Annotated in this window: 19 protein-coding genes and 1 pseudogene; 17 read left to right on the top strand and 3 right to left on the bottom strand. The window is 35.1% G+C overall.

Going from position 1 to position 19,337, the window contains the following annotated elements:
* Positions 1-170: 170 nt before the first annotated feature.
* The 10 genes from G7050_RS01885 to G7050_RS01840 all read left to right on the top strand — a co-directional run bounded on the left by G7050_RS01885 (position 171) and on the right by G7050_RS01840 (position 9,652).
* Positions 171-1,178, top strand: coding sequence for a 2-hydroxyacid dehydrogenase (locus G7050_RS01885; RefSeq protein WP_166110390.1), 1,008 nt, complete (start codon positions 171-173; stop codon positions 1,176-1,178).
* A gap of 61 nt (positions 1,179-1,239) precedes the next feature.
* Positions 1,240-2,592, top strand: a complete 1,353-nt coding sequence (locus tag G7050_RS01880; protein WP_166110387.1) for an N-acetylmuramoyl-L-alanine amidase — start codon at positions 1,240-1,242, stop codon at positions 2,590-2,592.
* Positions 2,593-2,728: 136 nt separating this feature from the next.
* On the top strand, positions 2,729-3,622 hold the full coding sequence (locus G7050_RS01875; RefSeq protein ID WP_166110384.1) for an MlaD family protein: 894 nt from the start codon (positions 2,729-2,731) through the stop codon (positions 3,620-3,622).
* Between the two features lie 299 nt (positions 3,623-3,921).
* Positions 3,922-5,322 carry a chromosomal replication initiator protein DnaA gene (gene dnaA, locus G7050_RS01870; protein ID WP_166110381.1) on the top strand — a complete coding sequence of 467 codons (1,401 nt, stop codon included), beginning with the start codon at positions 3,922-3,924 and terminating at the stop codon, positions 5,320-5,322.
* 122 nt (positions 5,323-5,444) lie between these two features.
* Positions 5,445-6,026, top strand: coding sequence for a LemA family protein (locus G7050_RS01865; RefSeq protein ID WP_166110378.1), 582 nt, complete (start codon positions 5,445-5,447; stop codon positions 6,024-6,026).
* Positions 6,027-6,227: 201 nt separating this feature from the next.
* Complete coding sequence (locus G7050_RS01860; RefSeq protein WP_166110375.1) at positions 6,228-6,980, top strand: YgcG family protein; 753 nt, start codon at positions 6,228-6,230, stop codon at positions 6,978-6,980.
* A 136-nt stretch (positions 6,981-7,116) separates the two neighbouring features.
* Positions 7,117-7,629 carry a ferritin gene (locus G7050_RS01855; RefSeq protein ID WP_166110373.1) on the top strand — a complete coding sequence of 171 codons (513 nt, stop codon included), beginning with the start codon at positions 7,117-7,119 and terminating at the stop codon, positions 7,627-7,629.
* A 157-nt stretch (positions 7,630-7,786) separates the two neighbouring features.
* The gene (locus tag G7050_RS01850) at positions 7,787-8,305 is read left to right on the top strand and encodes a mechanosensitive ion channel family protein (protein WP_166110370.1); all 519 of its coding nucleotides are present in this window, start codon (positions 7,787-7,789) and stop codon (positions 8,303-8,305) included.
* Positions 8,306-8,485: 180 nt separating this feature from the next.
* Entirely contained in the window at positions 8,486-8,956 is a 471-nt protein-coding gene (locus G7050_RS01845; protein WP_166110368.1) for a single-stranded DNA-binding protein, read from the top strand.
* 99 nt (positions 8,957-9,055) lie between these two features.
* The gene (locus G7050_RS01840; RefSeq protein WP_166110365.1) at positions 9,056-9,652 is read left to right on the top strand and encodes a hypothetical protein; all 597 of its coding nucleotides are present in this window, start codon (positions 9,056-9,058) and stop codon (positions 9,650-9,652) included.
* Positions 9,653-9,824: 172 nt separating this feature from the next.
* Here G7050_RS01840 and G7050_RS01835 read toward each other — a convergent pair whose 3' ends face one another.
* Entirely contained in the window at positions 9,825-10,466 is a 642-nt protein-coding gene (locus G7050_RS01835) for a biopolymer transporter ExbD (RefSeq protein ID WP_166110362.1), read from the bottom strand.
* A 590-nt stretch (positions 10,467-11,056) separates the two neighbouring features.
* Between G7050_RS01835 and G7050_RS01830 the strand changes: the two genes are divergently transcribed.
* A complete protein-coding gene (locus G7050_RS01830) occupies positions 11,057-12,838 on the top strand; it encodes a biotin/lipoyl-containing protein (protein WP_166110359.1) in 1,782 nt (593 codons plus the stop codon).
* A 62-nt stretch (positions 12,839-12,900) separates the two neighbouring features.
* Here the strand turns inward: G7050_RS01830 and G7050_RS01825 are convergent.
* Positions 12,901-13,053, bottom strand: a pseudogene (locus G7050_RS01825) (endonuclease VIII); the annotation flags it as partial.
* 213 nt (positions 13,054-13,266) lie between these two features.
* Between G7050_RS01825 and G7050_RS01820 the strand changes: the two are divergent.
* From G7050_RS01820 to G7050_RS01795, 6 genes are all read left to right on the top strand, one after another.
* Positions 13,267-14,631: an APC family permease gene (locus tag G7050_RS01820; protein ID WP_166110353.1), complete on the top strand. Its 1,365-nt coding sequence runs from the start codon at positions 13,267-13,269 to the stop codon at positions 14,629-14,631.
* 82 nt (positions 14,632-14,713) lie between these two features.
* Positions 14,714-15,469 carry a DUF5040 domain-containing protein gene (locus G7050_RS01815; RefSeq protein ID WP_166110350.1) on the top strand — a complete coding sequence of 252 codons (756 nt, stop codon included), beginning with the start codon at positions 14,714-14,716 and terminating at the stop codon, positions 15,467-15,469.
* Between the two features lie 108 nt (positions 15,470-15,577).
* A complete protein-coding gene (locus G7050_RS01810) occupies positions 15,578-16,675 on the top strand; it encodes a type I restriction endonuclease (protein WP_166110347.1) in 1,098 nt (365 codons plus the stop codon).
* A 147-nt stretch (positions 16,676-16,822) separates the two neighbouring features.
* Positions 16,823-17,923, top strand: coding sequence for a DNA replication/repair protein RecF (locus G7050_RS01805; protein ID WP_166110344.1), 1,101 nt, complete (start codon positions 16,823-16,825; stop codon positions 17,921-17,923).
* 4 nt (positions 17,924-17,927) lie between these two features.
* The gene (locus G7050_RS01800; protein WP_166110341.1) at positions 17,928-18,221 is read left to right on the top strand and encodes a DUF721 domain-containing protein; all 294 of its coding nucleotides are present in this window, start codon (positions 17,928-17,930) and stop codon (positions 18,219-18,221) included.
* 18 nt (positions 18,222-18,239) lie between these two features.
* The gene (locus G7050_RS01795) at positions 18,240-18,683 is read left to right on the top strand and encodes a thioesterase family protein (protein ID WP_166110338.1); all 444 of its coding nucleotides are present in this window, start codon (positions 18,240-18,242) and stop codon (positions 18,681-18,683) included.
* A gap of 64 nt (positions 18,684-18,747) precedes the next feature.
* Here the strand turns inward: G7050_RS01795 and G7050_RS01790 are convergent, their stop codons facing one another.
* Entirely contained in the window at positions 18,748-19,248 is a 501-nt protein-coding gene (locus G7050_RS01790) for a flavodoxin (RefSeq protein ID WP_166110335.1), read from the bottom strand.
* Positions 19,249-19,337: the final 89 nt, after the last annotated feature.

Here is a 19,337-nt window from a genome sequence, read left to right as displayed (position 1 = left end):
GTCTAACAAAGAGGTTCTTCTATGAAGAGCCTCTTTGTTGTTTAATAAATAAACTGACTGGGCTTAGATATATTTTATCTGAAACAAGCTTCTGGATACTATATATTAACGCATATTTTGTTACATTTGTAGAAGGAAATCAGATTATAAACATATAACTAATAAATGTTATGGCATACAAAGTGGCTGTATTTGATGCAAAGCCTTACGATAAAGATACATTTAATAGAGTTAATGAAGTATACGGCTTCGAATTAAGCTTTTATAAAGAACATCTAGACAGGCATAATGTAGTATTGGCCGGAGGGGCTGATGCCGTTTGTATATTTGTTAATGCCAATGTTGATGCATATGTAATTGATAGACTATGCGAAATGGGTGTTAAATTTATAGCATTGCGTTGTGCCGGTTTTAATAATGTAGATATCGCTTATGCTGCCGGGAAAATAAAAGTAGCCCGTGTGCCGGATTATTCTCCTCATGCAATAGCCGAACATACATTAGCCCTTATGTTGTGCTTGAACCGTAAAGTGCACAGAGCTTTTATCAGAACCCGCGATTGGAACTTTTCTCTAAATGGTTTCATGGGATTTGATATGTATGGCAAAACTGTAGGGGTTATTGGTACAGGTAAAATCGGAAAAACAGTAATAGGTGTCTTGAGAGGTCTGGGAATGAATGTCTTGGCATATGACCTATATCCTGATTATGCGTTTGCTGAGAAGAACGACGTGAAATATGTATCTTTAGATGAAATATATTCTACTTCGGATGTAATTACTTTACATTGCCCATTGACTAAAGAAACTGAATATCTGATATGTGAAGAATCTATCGCTAAAATGAAAAATGGCGTTATGATTATAAATACAGGCCGTGGAAAACTTATTCATACAAAACATCTGATTGAAGGACTGCTAAGTCAAAAAGTGGGTTATGCCGGACTTGATGTGTATGAAGAAGAAGGTGCCTATTTTTATGAAGACTGCTCAGATAGTGTGTTGACTGATGATGTCTTGGCGAGATTACTATCATTTAATAATGTAATCTTAACGTCGCATCAAGCATTCTTTACTCAGGAGGCTATGGGGAATATCGCGAATACTACTTTCGAAAATATTTCAGATTTCTTTGCTGGAAAAGAAGTTAAAAATGAAGTTGTTTATCAACCGAAATAATAAATTTATTGTATCCTTGATCATTAAGTAATATTAAGGTTTGAGACCTTACGATAGTCTTATGAAGAAAATATTTTTAGTTTTTACCATCCTATTTTGGGTAATGTGTACGGCAATTAATGCAGCAGATGATAAATTTGTAGTAGTAATTGATGCAGGTCACGGGGGCAAAGATGGTGGAGCTGTAAGAGGTACTTATAAAGAAAAAGAAATAAACCTGGGTGTTGCTCTGGCTCTTGGTAAATTGATAGAATCGAACATGCCGGATGTAAAAGTTGTTTATACTCGCAAAACGGATGTGTTTGTGGATTTATATAAACGTGCTGATATAGCAAATAAGGCAAAAGCCAATCTTTTTATATCGATACATACCAATTCTACTGCAGCCAAAGTAACTACGGCATCGGGTGCTGATACCTATATTCTGGGATTGGCAAAGAGTGAAGAGAATTTAGCAGTTGCAAAACGCGAGAACTCGGTTATCTTGTTAGAAGATAATTATACGAAGCGCTATGAAGGTTTTGACCCTAACTCTCCGGAATCAAACATTATTTTCGAGTTTATGACCGACAAGTACATGGAGCAAAGTTTACAATTTGCAAGCAATGTACAAAGTGGTTTCACGGGAGTCGCAAGAAGGGTTGATAGGGGTGTTTTGCAAGCAGGTTTTCTTGTTTTGCGAGAATCAGGTATGCCTAGTGTTCTTATAGAACTTGGGTTTATCAATAATCCGACAGAAGCTAAATATCTAACATCCTCGACCGGACAGAGAAATATGGCAAGTGCGATATTTTCAGGGTTGCAAAAGTATAAAAAGGAATTCGATAAGAAGCAAGGTAAATCATATGCTGGAACTTCTCGTGTAACGAAGAAAGAATCAGCAAGAGCGAATGATATAATATTAATAGAAGATAGCAATGAGGATGATAATGACAATACATCTTCTCAGGATACGAACAAATCAACTCCGGCAAGTTCTAATAATAGACCTAAGTATATATCGAAAAATACGGATGTCACTCAATTAACGAATACGAATAGTCGAGATCGGAAACCTGCAGTAAAGCAGGAAAAAACTAGAAAAACAGAATCAGTATCGTCGTCTAATTCAGTCGCTCCTTCGAAGGAAACTAAAACTTCTTCAAATGTGAACAATAATACAAAGTCTGTTGTTTCTTCTGGTACGATAGAGTATAGAGTTCAATTTTTGACAGGAGGTTCGAAATTTGCTTCCAACTCACCTAAGTTTAAAGGGTTATCGCCTGTTGGTTTTTATATGGATGGCTCAACCTATAAGTATACATATGGTTCGGCTACAACTGAAGCTGAGGCTTTAAGGTTGCAAAAGGAAGTTCGTACAAAATTTAAGGATGCATTTATTGTTCGATTTAAAAATAATGTACGCATTAAATAAGCGTTGACTTGATTGAAGAGGTATTTGATTGGTATACTTTCTGATTATAGCAGCTTTTGCTGTTGTGGTTTTCAACGCAATAAGAAAGCCTAAGGCTTTAAAAAATTAAATAGGGTTTAATTGAATAAGATTATATATGAAAAAGAAATTCTCGAAAGAAGTTAAAATTGGTATTGCATTTGTTGTTGCCTTATTTATATTATATTTTGGCATAAACTTTCTGAAAGGTATCAATATATTTAAACCATCTAATTCATACACTGTTGTTTTTGATGATGTAACAGGACTTACTCTCTCGTCACCTGTCGTGTTGAATGGTTTTCAGGTTGGGTTGGTTTATTCTATGAAATTAGAAAACGACACAGCCAATAAAGTAGCTGTTGTTTTAAATCTGGATAAAGGAGTAAAACTCAATAAAGGAAGTAAGGTAAAGTTGGATGTTTCTTTGATGGGTAATGCAACTGTTGTATTGGAGCAAAATCCTTATACAGAAGAATACTACACTTTCGACGATCGCATTCCCGGTGTACGTGTTGCAGGAATGATGGAGTCAATCGGAGCCGATGTGCTACCTCAGGTTGGAGCTTTGGTTCCTAAGATCGATTCTATATTGATGGGTTTGCAGCTTCTTGTCAATAATCCAGCATTGGTGAAATCTTTAGAAAACGTAGAAGTCATTACTTCTGATTTAGCTGTTTCTTCAAAGCAATTGAATCAAATGATGCTGAGTTTGAATAAGAATATTCCTACTATGACTAATAATATGACTACCGTTTCGAATGATTTGGCAGGAATGACCAGTCAATTAAAATTAATCGATTTGGTATCATCTTATACCTCAATAGATTCTACCCTTAAGAATATACAAGGTCTATCAAGCAAGCTCAATAGTAAAGATAGTTCTTTGGGGCTTTTACTCAATGATAGAGCACTTTACGATAGCTTAAACGTGACTATGGGGAATGCTTCGCTATTATTAAAGGATGTGAAAGAGAATCCGTCACGATATATTAATGTGAAAGTTTTTTGATCGTTATTTAGAATTGTTCTAAATAAAAACAAAATGCAATAAATTGTTTATAATCCTTTAATGCGGATTTAAGTCGTTCTTATTATTGTTAATATCTTGTAAACGATTGAGAGATAAAACCTTATATGTGTGTAATTTGTTTCTGGTTTAAATCGCTTATTTACAATGATATATACTGTATCCGAAAAACCAAATTTATTAGCACTTGTTTAAATTGAATTTATTTTCAAATTTTGTATTACCGTAACAGGAAAGAAATAAAATAGTATAGAAATCAAAAAGTAGTATTGCAGATCTCGATGAATAATAATGTCAATTTTTTATGGAATAAATGTTTGAATGTTATCAAGGATAATGTTTCTGAGATAACTTATCAAACTTGGTTCTCTCCTATTGTGCCACATTCGTTTGAAAACAGTGTGTTTACAATACAGGTTCCAAGTCAATTTTTCTATGAATATTTGGAAGACAAATTCGTTGATCTACTCAGAATGACTTTACATCGTGAAGTTAGTCCTGAGGCTATTCTTAACTATCGTATACTTGTTGAGAATACAACCAATACGCATGTTGATTACAGGGGCGATACAAAATCTTTGAGTGTTGAAAAAATTACACCCAAACAAGCAAATCGAATCCCTAACCCTTTTCAAAAAACGGTATCTGTAGATTTCGATTCTCAGCTAAATGCTAAATATACGTTCGATAATTTTTTCGAAGGTGTTAGTAATAAATTAGCAAGAACGGCGGGAGAAACTATTGCAAACAATCCAGGAAAGACAGCATTCAATCCTTTGTTTGTGCATGGAACGTCAGGAGTTGGAAAAACTCACCTTTGTCATGCTATCGGAACACGTATTTTAGATATGTTTCCGGATAAGAAGGTATTGTATGTTTCTGCACACTTGTTTAAAGTGCAATATACGGATGCTACCCGTTTTAATACAGTAAATGATTTTATAAATTTCTATCAAGGTATAGATGTCCTTATCATAGATGATATTCAGGAGTTGGTAGGATTAGAGAAAACTCAAAATACGTTCTTCCATATTTTCAATCATCTACACCAAAACAATAAGCAGTTGATTCTTACTTCCGATAAAGCTCCCTCTGAATTACAAGGTGTTGAGGAACGTTTACTCACTCGTTTCAGATGGGGACTTACCACAAGATTAGAAAACCCTGATTTTGATTTAAGAACCAAAATTCTTCACGATAAGATTCTTCATGACGGGTTGGCGATTCCGGCTGATGTTGTAGAATTTATAGCCGATAATGTAACAGAGAATGTTCGTGACTTGGAAGGTGTTATTGTTTCACTAATGGCATATTCTGTAATCTATAATAAGGAAGTCGATTTGATTTTAGCTAAGCGCGTCATCGGTCAGGCTATCCGTAAGATCGAAAAGAAAAAGGTTACAATTGATAGTATTTCGGAGGTAGTCTGTAAGCATTTTAATATCAAAACCGAATTGTTGCAAACTGCATCCAGAAAGAGAGAGATCGTACAGGCTCGTCAAGTTGCCATGTATTTGTCAAAAATATATACCGAACTTTCGTTAGCTCAGATTGGGTCAGTAATCGGGAAGAAAAATCATGCTACAGTATTACATGCTTGTAAAACCGTAAAAGACCAGCTTCAGGTTGATAAATCCTTTAGAGATGATCTTGATGAGATAGAAAAAGTCTTAAAGAAATAATATAACCGAGCTAGTCTCGGTTTTTTTGTTTGAATACTTTTCCTTGAAAATATATTTGATTTATTTAAACAACTTACTCTCTTTAGTGTTTACTAGTTATAAGAGTTAAAAAAAATGTATCTATGAAGACTGTAAAGTTTACTTTTCTGATTGCAATTTTAGCAAGTGTATTTTTATCTAGCTGTTCGTATAATACGATGGTCGAAAAGCAAGAAGCTACTTCCTCTCAATGGGGACAGGTGCAGAATGCTTATCAGCGTCGTGCTGATCTTATACCTAATTTGGTGGCTACCGTAAAAGGGTATGCTACACATGAAGAACAGACTTTGACAGAGGTTGTTAATGCAAGAGCCAAAGCAACACAGATAACAGTGAATGCAGAGGACTTGTCGGAAGAAAACCTTAAAAAGTATCAAGAGGCTCAAGGGCAATTAAGTGCTGCTTTGGGGAAATTATTAATGGTGCAGGAACAATATCCGGATCTAAAAGCGAATCAAAACTTTTTGGCATTGCAGGATGAATTGGCCGGTACAGAAAACCGGATTGCAGTAGAGCGCAATAAGTATAATGAGGTAGTAAAAGACTATAATCAGTATATACGAAAGTTTCCGCAAACAATATGGGCAGGGTGGTTTGGTTTTACCCAGAAAGGATATTTCGAGGCTGAGGCCGGAAGCCAGACAGCTCCCACAGTTCAGTTTTAGTTTAATAGTAAAATAAATTATGTGAATGGGTTCGGTATATATAACTTATATCGAACTTGTTTGTTTAATATATATTATATTTGAAGATTTCCAACCAATTTAGGGTTGGGGGTGTAGAGCAAATAGCTACTTATTTCGATAAAGTATAGCTCTGAATTGTAGAATAATTTAACGTGAAAATTGATTTCAAAATATCATCATATGAACTCTTTTGGTAAGTACCTCTTGGTATTATTGGTAATGATTGGCGGTTTTGCCAGTGCTCAGAATTTACCTGATCCGATGTCGCCTCCACGATTGGTAAATGATTTTGCAGGCATTTTCAATGACAAAGATCGCGATAATCTGGAGCAGATGCTGCTTGCATATAATGATACCACATCTACTCAGATATATGTTGTAACAGTAAAAGATTTGGATGGTTATGATGTTTCCGATTATGCATTTCGTTTAGGAGAAAAGTGGGGTGTTGGTCAAAAAGGAAAAAATAATGGGGCGATAATACTAATTAAACCTAAGATTGGAAATAGTCGAGGGCAAGTATTTATAGCTACAGGATATGGACTGGAAGAAAAATTAAATGATGCAAAGGTAGGGCGTATTATTGATAATTATATGCTGCCTTATTTTCAACAGAATGATTATTATACCGGAACAAAAAATGCCGTGGAAGCTATGATTGGATATTTATCTGGACAGTTTCAGGCGGATGAAGATACGGATGAATTAACAACGGGCGATATTATCTTCGGGATAATCCTGGTGCTGCTGTTCATATATTTTATAAGTAAAGCAAATAAAAACAATAAGGGAAACGGATCAAGAGGTGGAGGCTTTTTTCCTCCCATAATTGGCGGCGGCTTTGGTGGGTTCGGCGGACGTTCCGGTGGCGGAGGTTTTGGCGGAGGCGGCGGAGGTAGCTTTGGCGGAGGCGGTGCAGGACGTGGTTGGTAATAGATTTTTTCTATGTAATATTACCAATTTAAAGAGATTTGAAGCAAGTCTGGTCTATGTAAAAAGTTTATCTTTGTAATAGTCACAAGTCAATTAAGTTTATATATTTTATTATTAACTCTAAAATAAAGTCATTATGATAAGTAAGAAAGTTGAAGATGCATTAAATAAACAAATTAATGCAGAATTTTGGTCAGGATATTTGTATCTCTCAATGTCAGCTCATTTTGCAAAAGAAGGTAAGAACGGATTTGCAAACTGGTTTAAGGTACAAGGTTTAGAAGAAAAGGATCATGCAATGAAAATTTTCGACTATATCCTAGCTCGTGGAGGACAAGCTGTAATCAGTCCAATAAAAGAAGTGCCACATAGCTGGGCAACTCCTTTGGATGCATTTAAGGCTGCTTTGGCTCACGAGAAACAAGTTACAACTATGATCGATAATATTGTAACGTTGACAAACGAAGAGAAAGATTATGCAACCTTGTCGATGCTTCAATGGTTTGTTGATGAGCAAGTAGAAGAAGAAGCAACAGCGCAGGATTTGGTTGATAGCTTGGAAATGATCAAGGACAATGGATTTGGTATCTACACATTAGATAGAGAACTAAAAAGTAGAAAATATACTCCGCTTGCAAGTAACGATTAAGATATATAATCTTTAGAAATTTATTGAGTAGGATGGATTGAAGAATCCGTCCTTTTCGCTTTTAGAGAAAAAGAGCTTATCTGTATATTTATAAGTTAAGTCGCAAGACATAACTATACTAACCGTGTAATAACGAGATTTTGCCCCAAATAGTAAAATGGAAGGATATATTGTACAAATTATAGCAACAGCTATTCTGGTTATTTCAATACCTATTATAAAGTATATAGTAAGAAGGTTGATTGTAAAATATGCCACATTCAGTAAGAAGATAGAAGCACGGACTAAACAAGTGGTCAGAGTATTTAATATTATGATCCATATAATGTTTGCCATCTGTTTTGTAATTATATGGGGGGTTGATCCCCGTAATCTATTGGTTGCACTTTCTTCTATATTTGCTGTAATAGGAGTTGCCATGTTTGCTCAATGGTCATTATTGAGTAACATAACAGCCGGAATTATAATCTTTTTCACATCCACATTCAGAGTTGGTGATTATATTCGCATTTTAGATAAAGATATGCCCTTTGATGCTGTAGTAGAAGATATATTGTCGTTTCATACTTTACTGAGAACTCATGAAGGTGAGATAATTTCATATCCTAATTCTCTTTTCTTTCAAAAAGGAGTTTCCATTATTCACATAAAGAAATGGGAAGATACAGAAGAATAAGAGGCTCTGCTCTTTTTGTTATTTTGATGAATATAATAATTTAACTTGTTTGGCATATGATATGGGGGAAACTGGTATTTTAGAATTCTTAATTATATGCTTACATAAAAAAATATTATATTTGTTTTGTACAAAGAGTCGATCGTAATTTAGCAAATCTTAAAATAAAAACAAGCAGAGATGTCAGTCAATAAAGTAATATTAATAGGTAATGTAGGGAAAGATCCCGATATCAGATATTTTGATAATGGTAGTGCAGTTGTAAATTTTCCATTAGCAACTACCGAACGTGGATATACGGCAGCCAATGGTACCCAGATTCCCGATCGTACCGAGTGGCATAATGTTGTTTGCTGGAGAGGCTTGGCTAAAGTTGCCGAACAATTTGTGAAAAAAGGTACACAATTGTTTGTTGAAGGAAAAATTCGAACTCGTTCGTATGATGATCAAAATGGAATAAAAAGATATGTTGTGGAGATTTATGCTGATAACCTTGAGCTCTTAGGAAAGAAGGGTGATTTTCAGTCAGATGGTAATACCGGTGGCGGATATGGGCAGCAACAGCAGCCTGCTTCTACTCCATCAACACCACAATCTCAAACAACAAATTCATCGCCGATGGAAGATGAGGCCGATGACTTACCTTTCTAATTTTTATCTCAATAAAATATAATGAAAAAGTGCAGATCTATATTAATTATGTCTGCATTTTTTTTGTACTAAAGACTCCTTATACCTATTTAGTTGGTTATGATATCAATCAAAAATCTGAATAATACCATAAATACTATTGCATTACTAATGCTTTTGATGTTTGTCTCGGCCTGTAATGAATATACGCCTAAACCAAAAGGTTATAATCGTATTGACAATGCAACAGGTGAAACTGTTGAGTATAATTTTCCGAAATTTTCATTTAGATACTCGGATCAGGTACATATAGATACACTTCAATCTAAGGTGGAAAATGAGATATGGTTTAATATCGTCTATCCTAAGTATAATGCTATAATTTATTGTACTTATTTGCCTGTTTCTAAATTGACTTTGCCTAAGGTGTTGGAGGATAGCTATAAATTGGCTTTTAGTCATTCTCTAAAGGCTGATGAAATAATTCAGCAGACATATATTAATGTTGATAGAGGTGTATCGGGAACAGTGTATTCTATAGAAGGTAGTGTAGCGACACCAATTCAATTTTTTCTTACCGATAGTGTGAGCCATTTTTTTAGAGGATCATTTTATTATGCAGAAAAAGTCAATTCAGATTCGGTTGCACCAATTACAGAATTTGTAATGAAAGATATTGAGGAAATGATAAATACATTTAGCTGGCAAGGTAAATAAGTAATCAATTCTAACTGTACCAATTGATTAGAGAACGCTATAACTCTGAAATAGTCTGTATACTTTTATAGCTTAATGTTGACTATAAAAAAGATGAAAGCCGTAAATCAGCGTAGTTTCTGTTTTACGGCGTTTCAATCAAAAGTAGTAATAAAAGAGGGTTGTTTGATATTTATCTCGCTTGTGCTAAGCTAAAGTTGTTGTAATTTTCAATTAAATAATTGTCTCCTGCTTCGGGATCTACGATGGCGTATTTACCAACGCTGCATATTTGCATTTCATCCAGAGTTTTTACCAAATTGTTATATGTAGAACTATTTGTTGGTTTTACTATAACAGTTATGCTTTCTTTCGATTTCTTCAGTTCTGATAATTCATTTTTGAATTGTTCTTCCGAAATCTCTTTTTTAGATCTTTTTTGTTTCAAGTCCTTAACTTGTTGAGCTAAAACACCATTTTTTTCTAAAAGAACATTTCTAAGCCCATCTACTCCCAAATCTGTCTTTTGTAGAGAGTTTGGATTTTGATATTCAGGTATTCCCCAATAATAAAATACTTGATCATTCTCACTCAAGAGCAATGTTATGGTTTTTGAAGCTGGGCTTTCAGGTCCATCTACATCTATCGGAGCTTTTGCCGGCATCACTATATCCATCACCTGAGGTGCTGAAAGTGTTGTGCATAGCATGAAAAACGTTATCAACAGCATGTTCATGTCCACCATGGGGGTGAAATCAACACGAAGATTCATTTTTGTAGGTTGCCCTTTCTTCTTTTTATCTCCATTATTGGAGTTTGTATTCATTTCAGCCATGACGGTAAGAATTAAAGTTGTTTATAATTCGTTTGTCTACATAATAGAGTAAAATAGGATTGGAATTCCATAATAGATATAGGAGAAAAAGTAGAAAAAAAAGCGAAAAAAAACTTGATTGATCTCAAGTTGTTGGAATGTAGAAGATTATATGGCTGTAAAATCTTTCTTTGAAAGTTGGTTTTTCTTCTATTGCTAGTTATGTCTAAAGAGAAATGAGTTACATAATAATATAAGTTAAGAAAGTTTATTTAAAAAGTGTCAGTTATACATAGCGAAAAATAGATATTATGAATTAAGTCTGACGTGTATGATAAGTGGCTTTTGTAAAAGTAAATTACAGTTTGATGGTAGCGTAACTTATTTTATTGCACACTTTTGAAGTAAGAGTGCAGTTTTAATAATTATCATTACTTTTTATGTCAAATTGATAATTTTAATATCTTATTTTTTCGTCTTAATTGAAATGAAAACTCTAAATTTGTATAACCTTAACGAAGGTTTAATATCGCAATAGAATTCACTATAATTTTAAGATCGAATTGGTCTCCAGAAGCCAATTTTATCTTTGAACATTACATAAAAACACTATGGGAAGAGAAATCAAATTTAGTCTCGTTTATCGTGACATGTGGCAGTCATCCGGAAAATACCAGCCACGTGTAGACCAGTTAACACAAATCGCACCGGTTATTATTGATATGGGCTGTTTTGCCCGTGTGGAGACAAATGGTGGTGCTTTTGAACAGGTAAATCTTCTTTATGGCGAAAACCCCAATACGGCTGTTCGCGAATGGACCGCTCCTTTCAATGCAGTAGGAATCCAGACTCATATGTTGGAGCGTGGTTTGAACGGTTTGCGTATGAACCCTGTGCCAAAAGATGTACGTCGTTTGATGTTTAAAGTTAAATGTGCACAAGGAACTAATATATCCCGTTCTTTTGACGGATTGAATGATCCTCGAAATCTTGAATTGTCGGTTAAGTATGCCAAAGAAGCAGGTATGATTTCTCAGACTGCCCTTTGTATCACCCACTCGCCAATCCATACAGTTGATTATTATGTAAATTTTGCAGATAAATTAGTTGATTTTGGTGCTGACGAATTTTGCTTGAAAGATATGGCCGGTGTAGGTCGTCCTGCTTTTCTTGGAAAATTGACAAAAGCACTAAAAGACAGACATCCTAATATTCCTATTGAATATCATGGTCATACAGGACCCGGTTTCTCGGTTGCTTCGATGTTAGAAGTTGCACGTGCCGGAGCCGATTACTTAGATGCAGCTATCGAACCTCTATCATGGGGAATGGTACACCCTGATATCATTACATTGCAAGCCATGTTGAAGGATGCAGGATTTTCTGTGCCTGACATCAATATGAAAGCGTATATGGAAGCTCGTGCTTTGACACAATCTTTCATTGACGATTTCTTAGGATACTTTATCGATCCATCTAATAAAATAATGACTTCGTTACTTGTGGGTTGCGGTCTTCCCGGAGGAATGATGGGATCGATGATGGCTGACCTTAAAGGTATGCATTCGGCTATTAATATGGCACTTCGCAACAATGGTAAAGCTGAAGTTACATTGAATGATCTTGTAGTTCAACTGTTTGATGAAGTTGCTTATATATGGCCTAAATTAGGTTATCCTCCCTTGGTAACACCTTTCAGCCAATATGTGAAGAATATTGCTCTTATGAACATCTTCTCTATGGCACAAGGACAAGCTCGTTTCTCGAATATTGATAAGGATAGCTGGAATATGATTCTAGGTAGAACAGGTATGCTTCCCGGTAAATTGGATGACGAAATTATCGAATTGGCAAAATCTAAAAATCTTGAATTCTATACAGGAAATCCTCAAGAAGAATATCCGGATGCTCTTGATACATATCGTAAAGAAATGGACGAGAACGGATGGGATTACGGTCAAGATGATGAAGAGTTATTTGAGTTGGCAATGCACGACCGTCAATACCGTGATTATAAATCGGGATTGGCTAAAGAGCGTTTCAATGCAGATTTGGAAAAAGCGAAAGCTGCTGCCGGAGCTCCAATTATCGTTACCCGCCCTATAGTTGAAATACCCAATTTTGATATAGAGAAAGTAACAGAAAAATATCCTGATGCTCAACCTGTACAAGCTCCAGTGTCGGGTCAGGTAATCTGGCAAATCGATTTGGCTGACGAATCTACTGCTCCGGTAGTAGGGACTTCGGTAAAAGAAGGCGATATAATTGCCTTCATCCAAGCTTATTATGGCATTGAAGAAGTAAAAGCTTTGAAATCAGGTAAGATTGTTCAAATCGAAACAAAACAAGGTGCAAAAGTTCAAAAAAATCAAGTGCTTGCGTTTATCAACTAAGATCATTTGATTGTTTAATATATTGGAGAGTGGCTGTCTATTTACGGATAGCCACTCTTTATTTATATTCGTTGACAAGTGGGGCAATAGTAAATGCTTCCTCCCAAATAGGCTTCTTTTACGATGGTATCACCACAATTCAAGCAAGGCTCTTTATACGTATTTTTAGATAGAATCGACTTGTAGCGTCCCGACTTTCCATATATATCTTTTTTATATAAAGATATCCTATGGTTACGTTTAAGAAAATAGTATTCCATCGTTTTTTGTTTATTATATTTGCCCCGCAATTTAAGTTCGCAGAGCCATTTATTGCTTTGGCTGTATGGGTGAACCTGTGTGTTCACCGATTTCGGACAGACTCATAGGTCTGCCCGTATCAACAAAAATATACTATTATATATTTCCTTTTACTTAATTTTTCTTAGATGTCTTCTAAAAATACTTCACTTAAAAGAGACTTGGGGCTTTTGGCAGCAATTACTATTGTTGTCGGGAATATGATTGGTTCGGGAGTCTTCGGATTACCCTCTGCTTTGGCTAAAGTGGCAACACCATCCATTATTATATTGGCTTGGGTTGTGGTTGCTATCGGGGCAACTATAATCGCTTTGAGTTATGGTAATTTAAGCCGATCGATACCTAAAGCAGGAGGTCCGGTGGTATATACGGAAGCAGCCTTAGGTAAATTCTGGGGGTATATAGTCAGCCTTGTTTGGTGGGTAGGTTCGGCGGTTGGAAATGCTGCCATTGTTGATCTTATTTTTACTCAATTAGCACAGTTAATTCCTGTACTTGATTTTCCGGTCAGCAAATTAATAGCTACTTTGTTTATCCTTTGGCTTTTCACTTATATAAATATTTGCGGAGTTAAGTTTGCCGGATGGATCAGTATCGTTACTACCATTTTGAAATCAAGTGTGTTTATTTTGGTTATTTTGTTGGCTGTACCTCATCTTAATTTCGATCTTTTTGTGAGTAATTCATTACCTTTGTCATTACAGGGAGAGACCGATATATATAAAATGTTTTCGGCTGCAATAGCTTTAATCTTTTGGGCTTTTACGGGTCTCGAAAGTTCGACTATGGCAGGAGGGGAAATAAAGAATCCCGAGCGTAATATTCAGCGGAGTGTGGTGTGGGGATTGGCTATTGTTGGTATTATTTATATTCTTATTAATATCTCACTTCTTGCCCTTATTTCTCAAGATCAGTTGGCTGAATCTAATTCTCCGTTTGCAGATGCAATAAACATGGCATTAGGAACCAATATGGGAGGCAATATAATTAATATAGCTATTCTTATATCTGTGGTGGGAGCTTTGTCGGGATGGATTCTTACAACAGGCAGAAGTATATATGCAGCAAGTAAGGACAAATTTTTTATCGCTTCTTTTGCTAAGATTCATCCGAGATATTCGACTCCTTATGTAGCACTGATTGCTTCGGGAGTAATTACTTCTATTTTCTTCTTTTTGAATTTTTATTCCGATATCAGTGGTAATACGCAAGGTCTTTCGCATTTTGTAAATATTACAACTGTAGCGGCTTTTATTAATCTGCCGACTTATCTGGTTACTATCATATCAGAGTATGTATTGATTAAGAAACGAAAAATAGAATCTTCGAAAGCAAATAATATACGATTGTTCTTTGCATTTATATTCTCTCTGGTATTCATCTATTTTGGAATAATAGGTTCTATCGTTCCTGTTATTTATTGGATTATATCTGTTGGTCTATTATTGGTAGGTTTGCTTTGTTATCCGATATTCAGAAAATCCCATAAGTAGAAAAAAAGGTTCACATATTTAATATTAATGTTTGAGAATGCCTACAAAAGCATACTTCGACTTATTGTATTTCTAATTGATTATGAAAAAGTTATTTTTATTTGTTTTCTTATTTGTTTTTTTTTGTGTCTCATCTCAGGAGAAATATAACATCTTAATGACAGGAGCGTCTTTTGCCTCTTACGAGAATGGCTGGTTTGAATTGGGTTGCAAGGAATTAAATGCTACACCTTTAAATAAAGCCGTGGGAGCTCAGGCAATTGCCGATGCAGCCAATAAAATGAATGAGGGTACATTGTACTCGAAAGAAGAATTGGAAAATGCCGATGCTTTTGTTATTATGCATGTACACAATATGGATGTTTTTGAAAATTCGGCATTGAAGGAAAATTACACAGATTATAAAGTGCCTTTCGATAGGTCTAATTATGCTGCCGCTTATGATTATGTAATCAAAAGATATATTTCGGATTGTTACAATCTCAAGTTCGATAAGGAATCAAAATATTATAATACTCAATCAGGTAAACCTGTCATAATTATCTTATCGACTCACTGGCACGATGCTCGTCCCATATATAATGAATCGATTCGATTATTGGCTCAAAAATGGGGATTCCCGGTAATTGAGTTCGACAAGTATATAGGATTCTCAAAGAATACACCTCACCCTGTAACCAAGTTGCAAATGAGCAGATTGTATGCCGACGATAATACCGAAACCATAGATGGGGTTGTATATGGCTGGCATCAACTGAGAGGTGAAGATAAATTTATACAACAGCACATGGCTGCCGTATTTGTGGATACAATGAAAAAGGTATTGCCTTTAAGATAATCTATCATTTATTTAATTGGTTTAGAGAGAATAAAGGGAGAAAAAAGTTAGAATCTGTTTGTTAGGTATTTTTATCTTTGTGTATTAATCCTTTATAAATTTACAACTATGGATTTCAAAGACGCGATAAAATTGCTATCCGAAAGGGTCGAAAAGGTAAAAGAGAATCTGCATACAGAAGAAGCAACTAAAAATGCATTAATAATGCCATTTCTTCAGGCAATGGGATATGATGTGTTTAACCCTCTTGAAATAATGCCCGAGTTTACTTGTGATATAGGAACAAAAAAAGGGGAGAAAATAGATTATGCCATATTTAAAGACGATCAGCCAGTAATACTTGTCGAATGTAAACACTGGAAGCAAGAGCTTACATTACATGATAATCAACTATTACGCTATTTCCATGTTTCTAATGCGAAATTTGGGTTATTAACTAATGGCATAATTTATCGTTTTTACACAGATCTTGAGGTTCCGAACAGAATGGATGAAAAGCCATTTCTAGAAATAAACTTGCTTGATCTGAGAAGCAACCAACTTGAAGAACTAAAGAAGTTTCATAAAACATACTTTGATGTTGATAACATACTTAGTTCTGCAAATGAGCTTAAGTATACAAGTGAATTAAAAGTTGTGCTAAATAAAGAATTTACAAATCCGAGTCCAGAGTTTGTAAAACTTATATCCAAGCAGGTGTATGACGGAGCTATTACTGCAAAACTTTTGGATCAATTTACTACATTAGTGAAAAAGTCAATAGCAGGCTTGATAAGCGATACAATATCAGATCGGTTGAAAACTGCCCTTAAAACCGAAACTTCTCAAACGACCTCTGCTATAGAGGTGGAAAAAGAAACTCCTAAGACTTTGCCTGATAATGTAGTTTACATGTCGGAAGATGGTAAAATTGTAACAACAAAAGACGAGATAGATGGTTTTAATATTGTAAGAGCTATTTTGTATGAAGTAGTTGATATTAATAGAGTCGTAGATCGGGATACGAATTCATATTTTGGTGTATTATTTGATGATAATAACCGAAAACCAATATGTCGTTTGTATTTTAACTCTGAGAACGTTAGATATCTTGCTACTTTTGATACGGATAAGGTTGAGACTAAAAATAGAATAGAAACTCTTAATGATATTTATAAATATGCTAAAAATTTAAGATCTATCGTTGAGTATTATTTGACTCAATAAATATATTCAAATAAAATCGTACTATATTTAATAAGTAGTGCCTAATAGCATAAGCGATACCGCTTATGCTATTTTACTTATTTCGGCACAATGATGAATGATAATATCGACTAAAGCTCTTTCTATTTTTATTATCTTTGTATCTATATGATTTTAGAACGTATATCGATATTAGGTTATAAGAATATAGAGCAGGCTGAGTTGACTTTCTCTCCCAAATTGAACTGTTTTATAGGCAAAAATGGAATGGGTAAAACCAATCTGTTGGACGCTGTATATTATCTTTCGTTCTGTAAAAGTCATAATAATCAGGTTGACTCCCAAAACATAAAACATGATGCCGATTTTGCTTTGATTCAAGGCTATTACCTATTGGGAGGTAGTGACGAAGAAGAGTTCTTTTGCAGTTTACGCAGGCGTCAAAAAAAGCAATTTAAGCGAAATAAGAAAGAATACGAAAAATTGTCCGACCATATCGGTTGCTTGCCTTTGGTTATGGTTTCGCCTTCGGATTCCGATCTAATCACCGGAGGAAGCGACGAACGGCGTAAGTTTATGGATGTTGTGTTGTCACAATTCGATAAAGAGTATTTGCATGCTCTTATTCGCTATAATAAAGCTTTGCAGCAACGTAATGCATTACTGAAATCGGATATGCAGGCCGATGAATCGCTTTACGAGCTTTGGGAAGAACAACTTGCCTATGAAGGGCAGATTATACATACAAAGCGAAAGGCTTTTGTAGAGCAATTTATACCGACGTTTCAGTATTATTATAATTTTATATGTCAATCGAATGAAACGGTCGAATTAAAATATGAGTCGCCACTTGATGAGGGAAATCTGGTTGATTTGCTGAAGCATAAACGGAAGAGAGATAAAATTCTCGGATATACAACAGCAGGCGTTCATCGCGATGATTTGGATATGCGTATGGATGATTATTCGATCAAGAAAGTTGGTTCTCAGGGGCAAAATAAAACCTATGTGGTGGCTATGAAGCTGGCTCAGTTCGATTTCCTGAAAAAAGCAGGATCAACTACACCTATATTATTATTGGATGATATTTTTGATAAACTCGATTCAACCCGTGTAGAACAGATTGTAAAGCTGGTGTCGGAAGATAATTTTGGTCAGATTTTTATTACAGATACCAATAGGGATCATTTGGATGAGATACTTAAAGGTTTAAATAGTGATTACCGTCTCTATCAGGTAGAGGGTGGAGGAGTACTTCAATTAAAGTAAAAGTATGAGGAAGCGAAATACCGAAAGCTTAGGCGAAGTTCTAAAACAGTTTTTTGAAGAAAATCAATTCTTTAAACGAAAACTGGCCGAAAGCCGTGTTATAAGTGGCTGGGCGAAAACCTTGGGTCCCGTTATTGCCTCATACACAACCAATGTATATTTAAGGAATAATATATTATATGTTAGTTTGACATCGTCCGTTTTACGTTCGGAGTTGATGATGTGTAAGGAAAAATTAATAACAAATCTGAATACACACGCCGGATTGAACGTTGTAAAAGACATTGTATTCAGATAAGTGCAATTGTAAGTAAAAATGGAAGTTAAAGAAGACGTATCGAGAGATACATTTAAAAGTTCGTTGCCCATACAGATTCGTTTTAATGATATAGACGCATTGGGGCATATTAATAATAATATATATTTCAGTTATTTTGATCTGGGAAAGATCGATTATCTTGAAAATCTCAGAACTTCTTATGTGAGTTGGACAGATGGTATTATTGTAATAGCTCGTATTGAGGTAGATTTTATTTCACCTGTATTTTATAAAGAGAAAGTAGCTGTAGATACAAAAGTTACTAAGATAGGAAACAAGAGTGTTGTTTTTCTTCAGCAAGTCAGGAATGTTTTGACAGGCGAAATCAAATGTCGTTGTCATTCCGTTGTTGTAGCTTATAATCCCAAAACTAGCCAAGCAATGGCTGTGCCCGAAATTTGGAGACATGGAATGTCTGAGTTTGAAGGTATGAAGTTCTAAATTTAAAATAAAATAGCCCGACTTGATTAGAGTCGGGCTATTTGTTGTCATATATAGTATTTACTTAAATGTATTGTTTCAGGTCTTTTACCCATGCCGCAATACGAGCATCTGTTTGGTCAAATTCATTATCTTCGTCCAAAGCTAAACCAACAAAGTTTCCGTCAACTACAGCTTCCGAATCATCGTAGGTGTATCCTTCAGTTGATACCGCTCCTACTATTTCGGCATTATCTTTGATTGCTTCGTAAATAACAGCCATGCCATTTGCAAATGTATCAGAATAAGAAGAGCTGTCTCCAAGTCCGAATAAAGCTACTTTTTTTCCTGTAAAATCAAATGCTTTGAATTTAGGAAGGAAAGAATCCCAATCATCCTGAAGGTCACCGTAACCTGTAGTTGATGCTCCTAAAATTAGAAAATCAAAAGGCTTCAATTGATCAACAGTTACTCTGGCTACATCGAAGATTTGAGTATCCGCATTTCCTAATACTTTTTCAATTTTAGATGCTACACCTTCGGTTGCACCGGTTGAAGTTCCGTAAACGATCGCTATTTTGCTCATAATTCAGTTTTATTATAAATAAGTAAAGAATAAAATTTATTGGTATATTTTATAGTTGTAACAATCTATATTTGTTATACTTTCCAAAG

The organism is Dysgonomonas sp. HDW5A (assembly GCF_011299555.1).
Taxonomy (GTDB): domain Bacteria; phylum Bacteroidota; class Bacteroidia; order Bacteroidales; family Dysgonomonadaceae; genus Dysgonomonas_A.
This window is presented reverse-complemented; position numbering and strand designations above follow the sequence as displayed.

Bases quoted from the DNA above. Each gene is read 5' to 3' on its own strand.
- G7050_RS01885 (WP_166110390.1), top strand. From the start codon at position 171: ATGGCATACAAAGTGGCTGTATTTGATGCAAAGCCTTACGATAAAGAT.
- G7050_RS01880 (WP_166110387.1), top strand. From the start codon at position 1,240: ATGAAGAAAATATTTTTAGTTTTTACCATCCTATTTTGGGTAATGTGT.
- G7050_RS01875 (WP_166110384.1), top strand. From the start codon at position 2,729: ATGAAAAAGAAATTCTCGAAAGAAGTTAAAATTGGTATTGCATTTGTT.
- dnaA (WP_166110381.1), top strand. From the start codon at position 3,922: ATGAATAATAATGTCAATTTTTTATGGAATAAATGTTTGAATGTTATC.
- G7050_RS01865 (WP_166110378.1), top strand. From the start codon at position 5,445: ATGAAGACTGTAAAGTTTACTTTTCTGATTGCAATTTTAGCAAGTGTA.
- G7050_RS01860 (WP_166110375.1), top strand. From the start codon at position 6,228: ATGAACTCTTTTGGTAAGTACCTCTTGGTATTATTGGTAATGATTGGC.
- G7050_RS01855 (WP_166110373.1), top strand. From the start codon at position 7,117: ATGATAAGTAAGAAAGTTGAAGATGCATTAAATAAACAAATTAATGCA.
- G7050_RS01850 (WP_166110370.1), top strand. From the start codon at position 7,787: ATGGAAGGATATATTGTACAAATTATAGCAACAGCTATTCTGGTTATT.
- G7050_RS01845 (WP_166110368.1), top strand. From the start codon at position 8,486: ATGTCAGTCAATAAAGTAATATTAATAGGTAATGTAGGGAAAGATCCC.
- G7050_RS01840 (WP_166110365.1), top strand. From the start codon at position 9,056: ATGATATCAATCAAAAATCTGAATAATACCATAAATACTATTGCATTA.
- G7050_RS01835 (WP_166110362.1), bottom strand. From the start codon at position 10,466: ATGGCTGAAATGAATACAAACTCCAATAATGGAGATAAAAAGAAGAAA.
- G7050_RS01830 (WP_166110359.1), top strand. From the start codon at position 11,057: ATGGGAAGAGAAATCAAATTTAGTCTCGTTTATCGTGACATGTGGCAG.
- G7050_RS01820 (WP_166110353.1), top strand. From the start codon at position 13,267: ATGTCTTCTAAAAATACTTCACTTAAAAGAGACTTGGGGCTTTTGGCA.
- G7050_RS01815 (WP_166110350.1), top strand. From the start codon at position 14,714: ATGAAAAAGTTATTTTTATTTGTTTTCTTATTTGTTTTTTTTTGTGTC.
- G7050_RS01810 (WP_166110347.1), top strand. From the start codon at position 15,578: ATGGATTTCAAAGACGCGATAAAATTGCTATCCGAAAGGGTCGAAAAG.
- G7050_RS01805 (WP_166110344.1), top strand. From the start codon at position 16,823: ATGATTTTAGAACGTATATCGATATTAGGTTATAAGAATATAGAGCAG.
- G7050_RS01800 (WP_166110341.1), top strand. From the start codon at position 17,928: ATGAGGAAGCGAAATACCGAAAGCTTAGGCGAAGTTCTAAAACAGTTT.
- G7050_RS01795 (WP_166110338.1), top strand. From the start codon at position 18,240: ATGGAAGTTAAAGAAGACGTATCGAGAGATACATTTAAAAGTTCGTTG.
- G7050_RS01790 (WP_166110335.1), bottom strand. From the start codon at position 19,248: ATGAGCAAAATAGCGATCGTTTACGGAACTTCAACCGGTGCAACCGAA.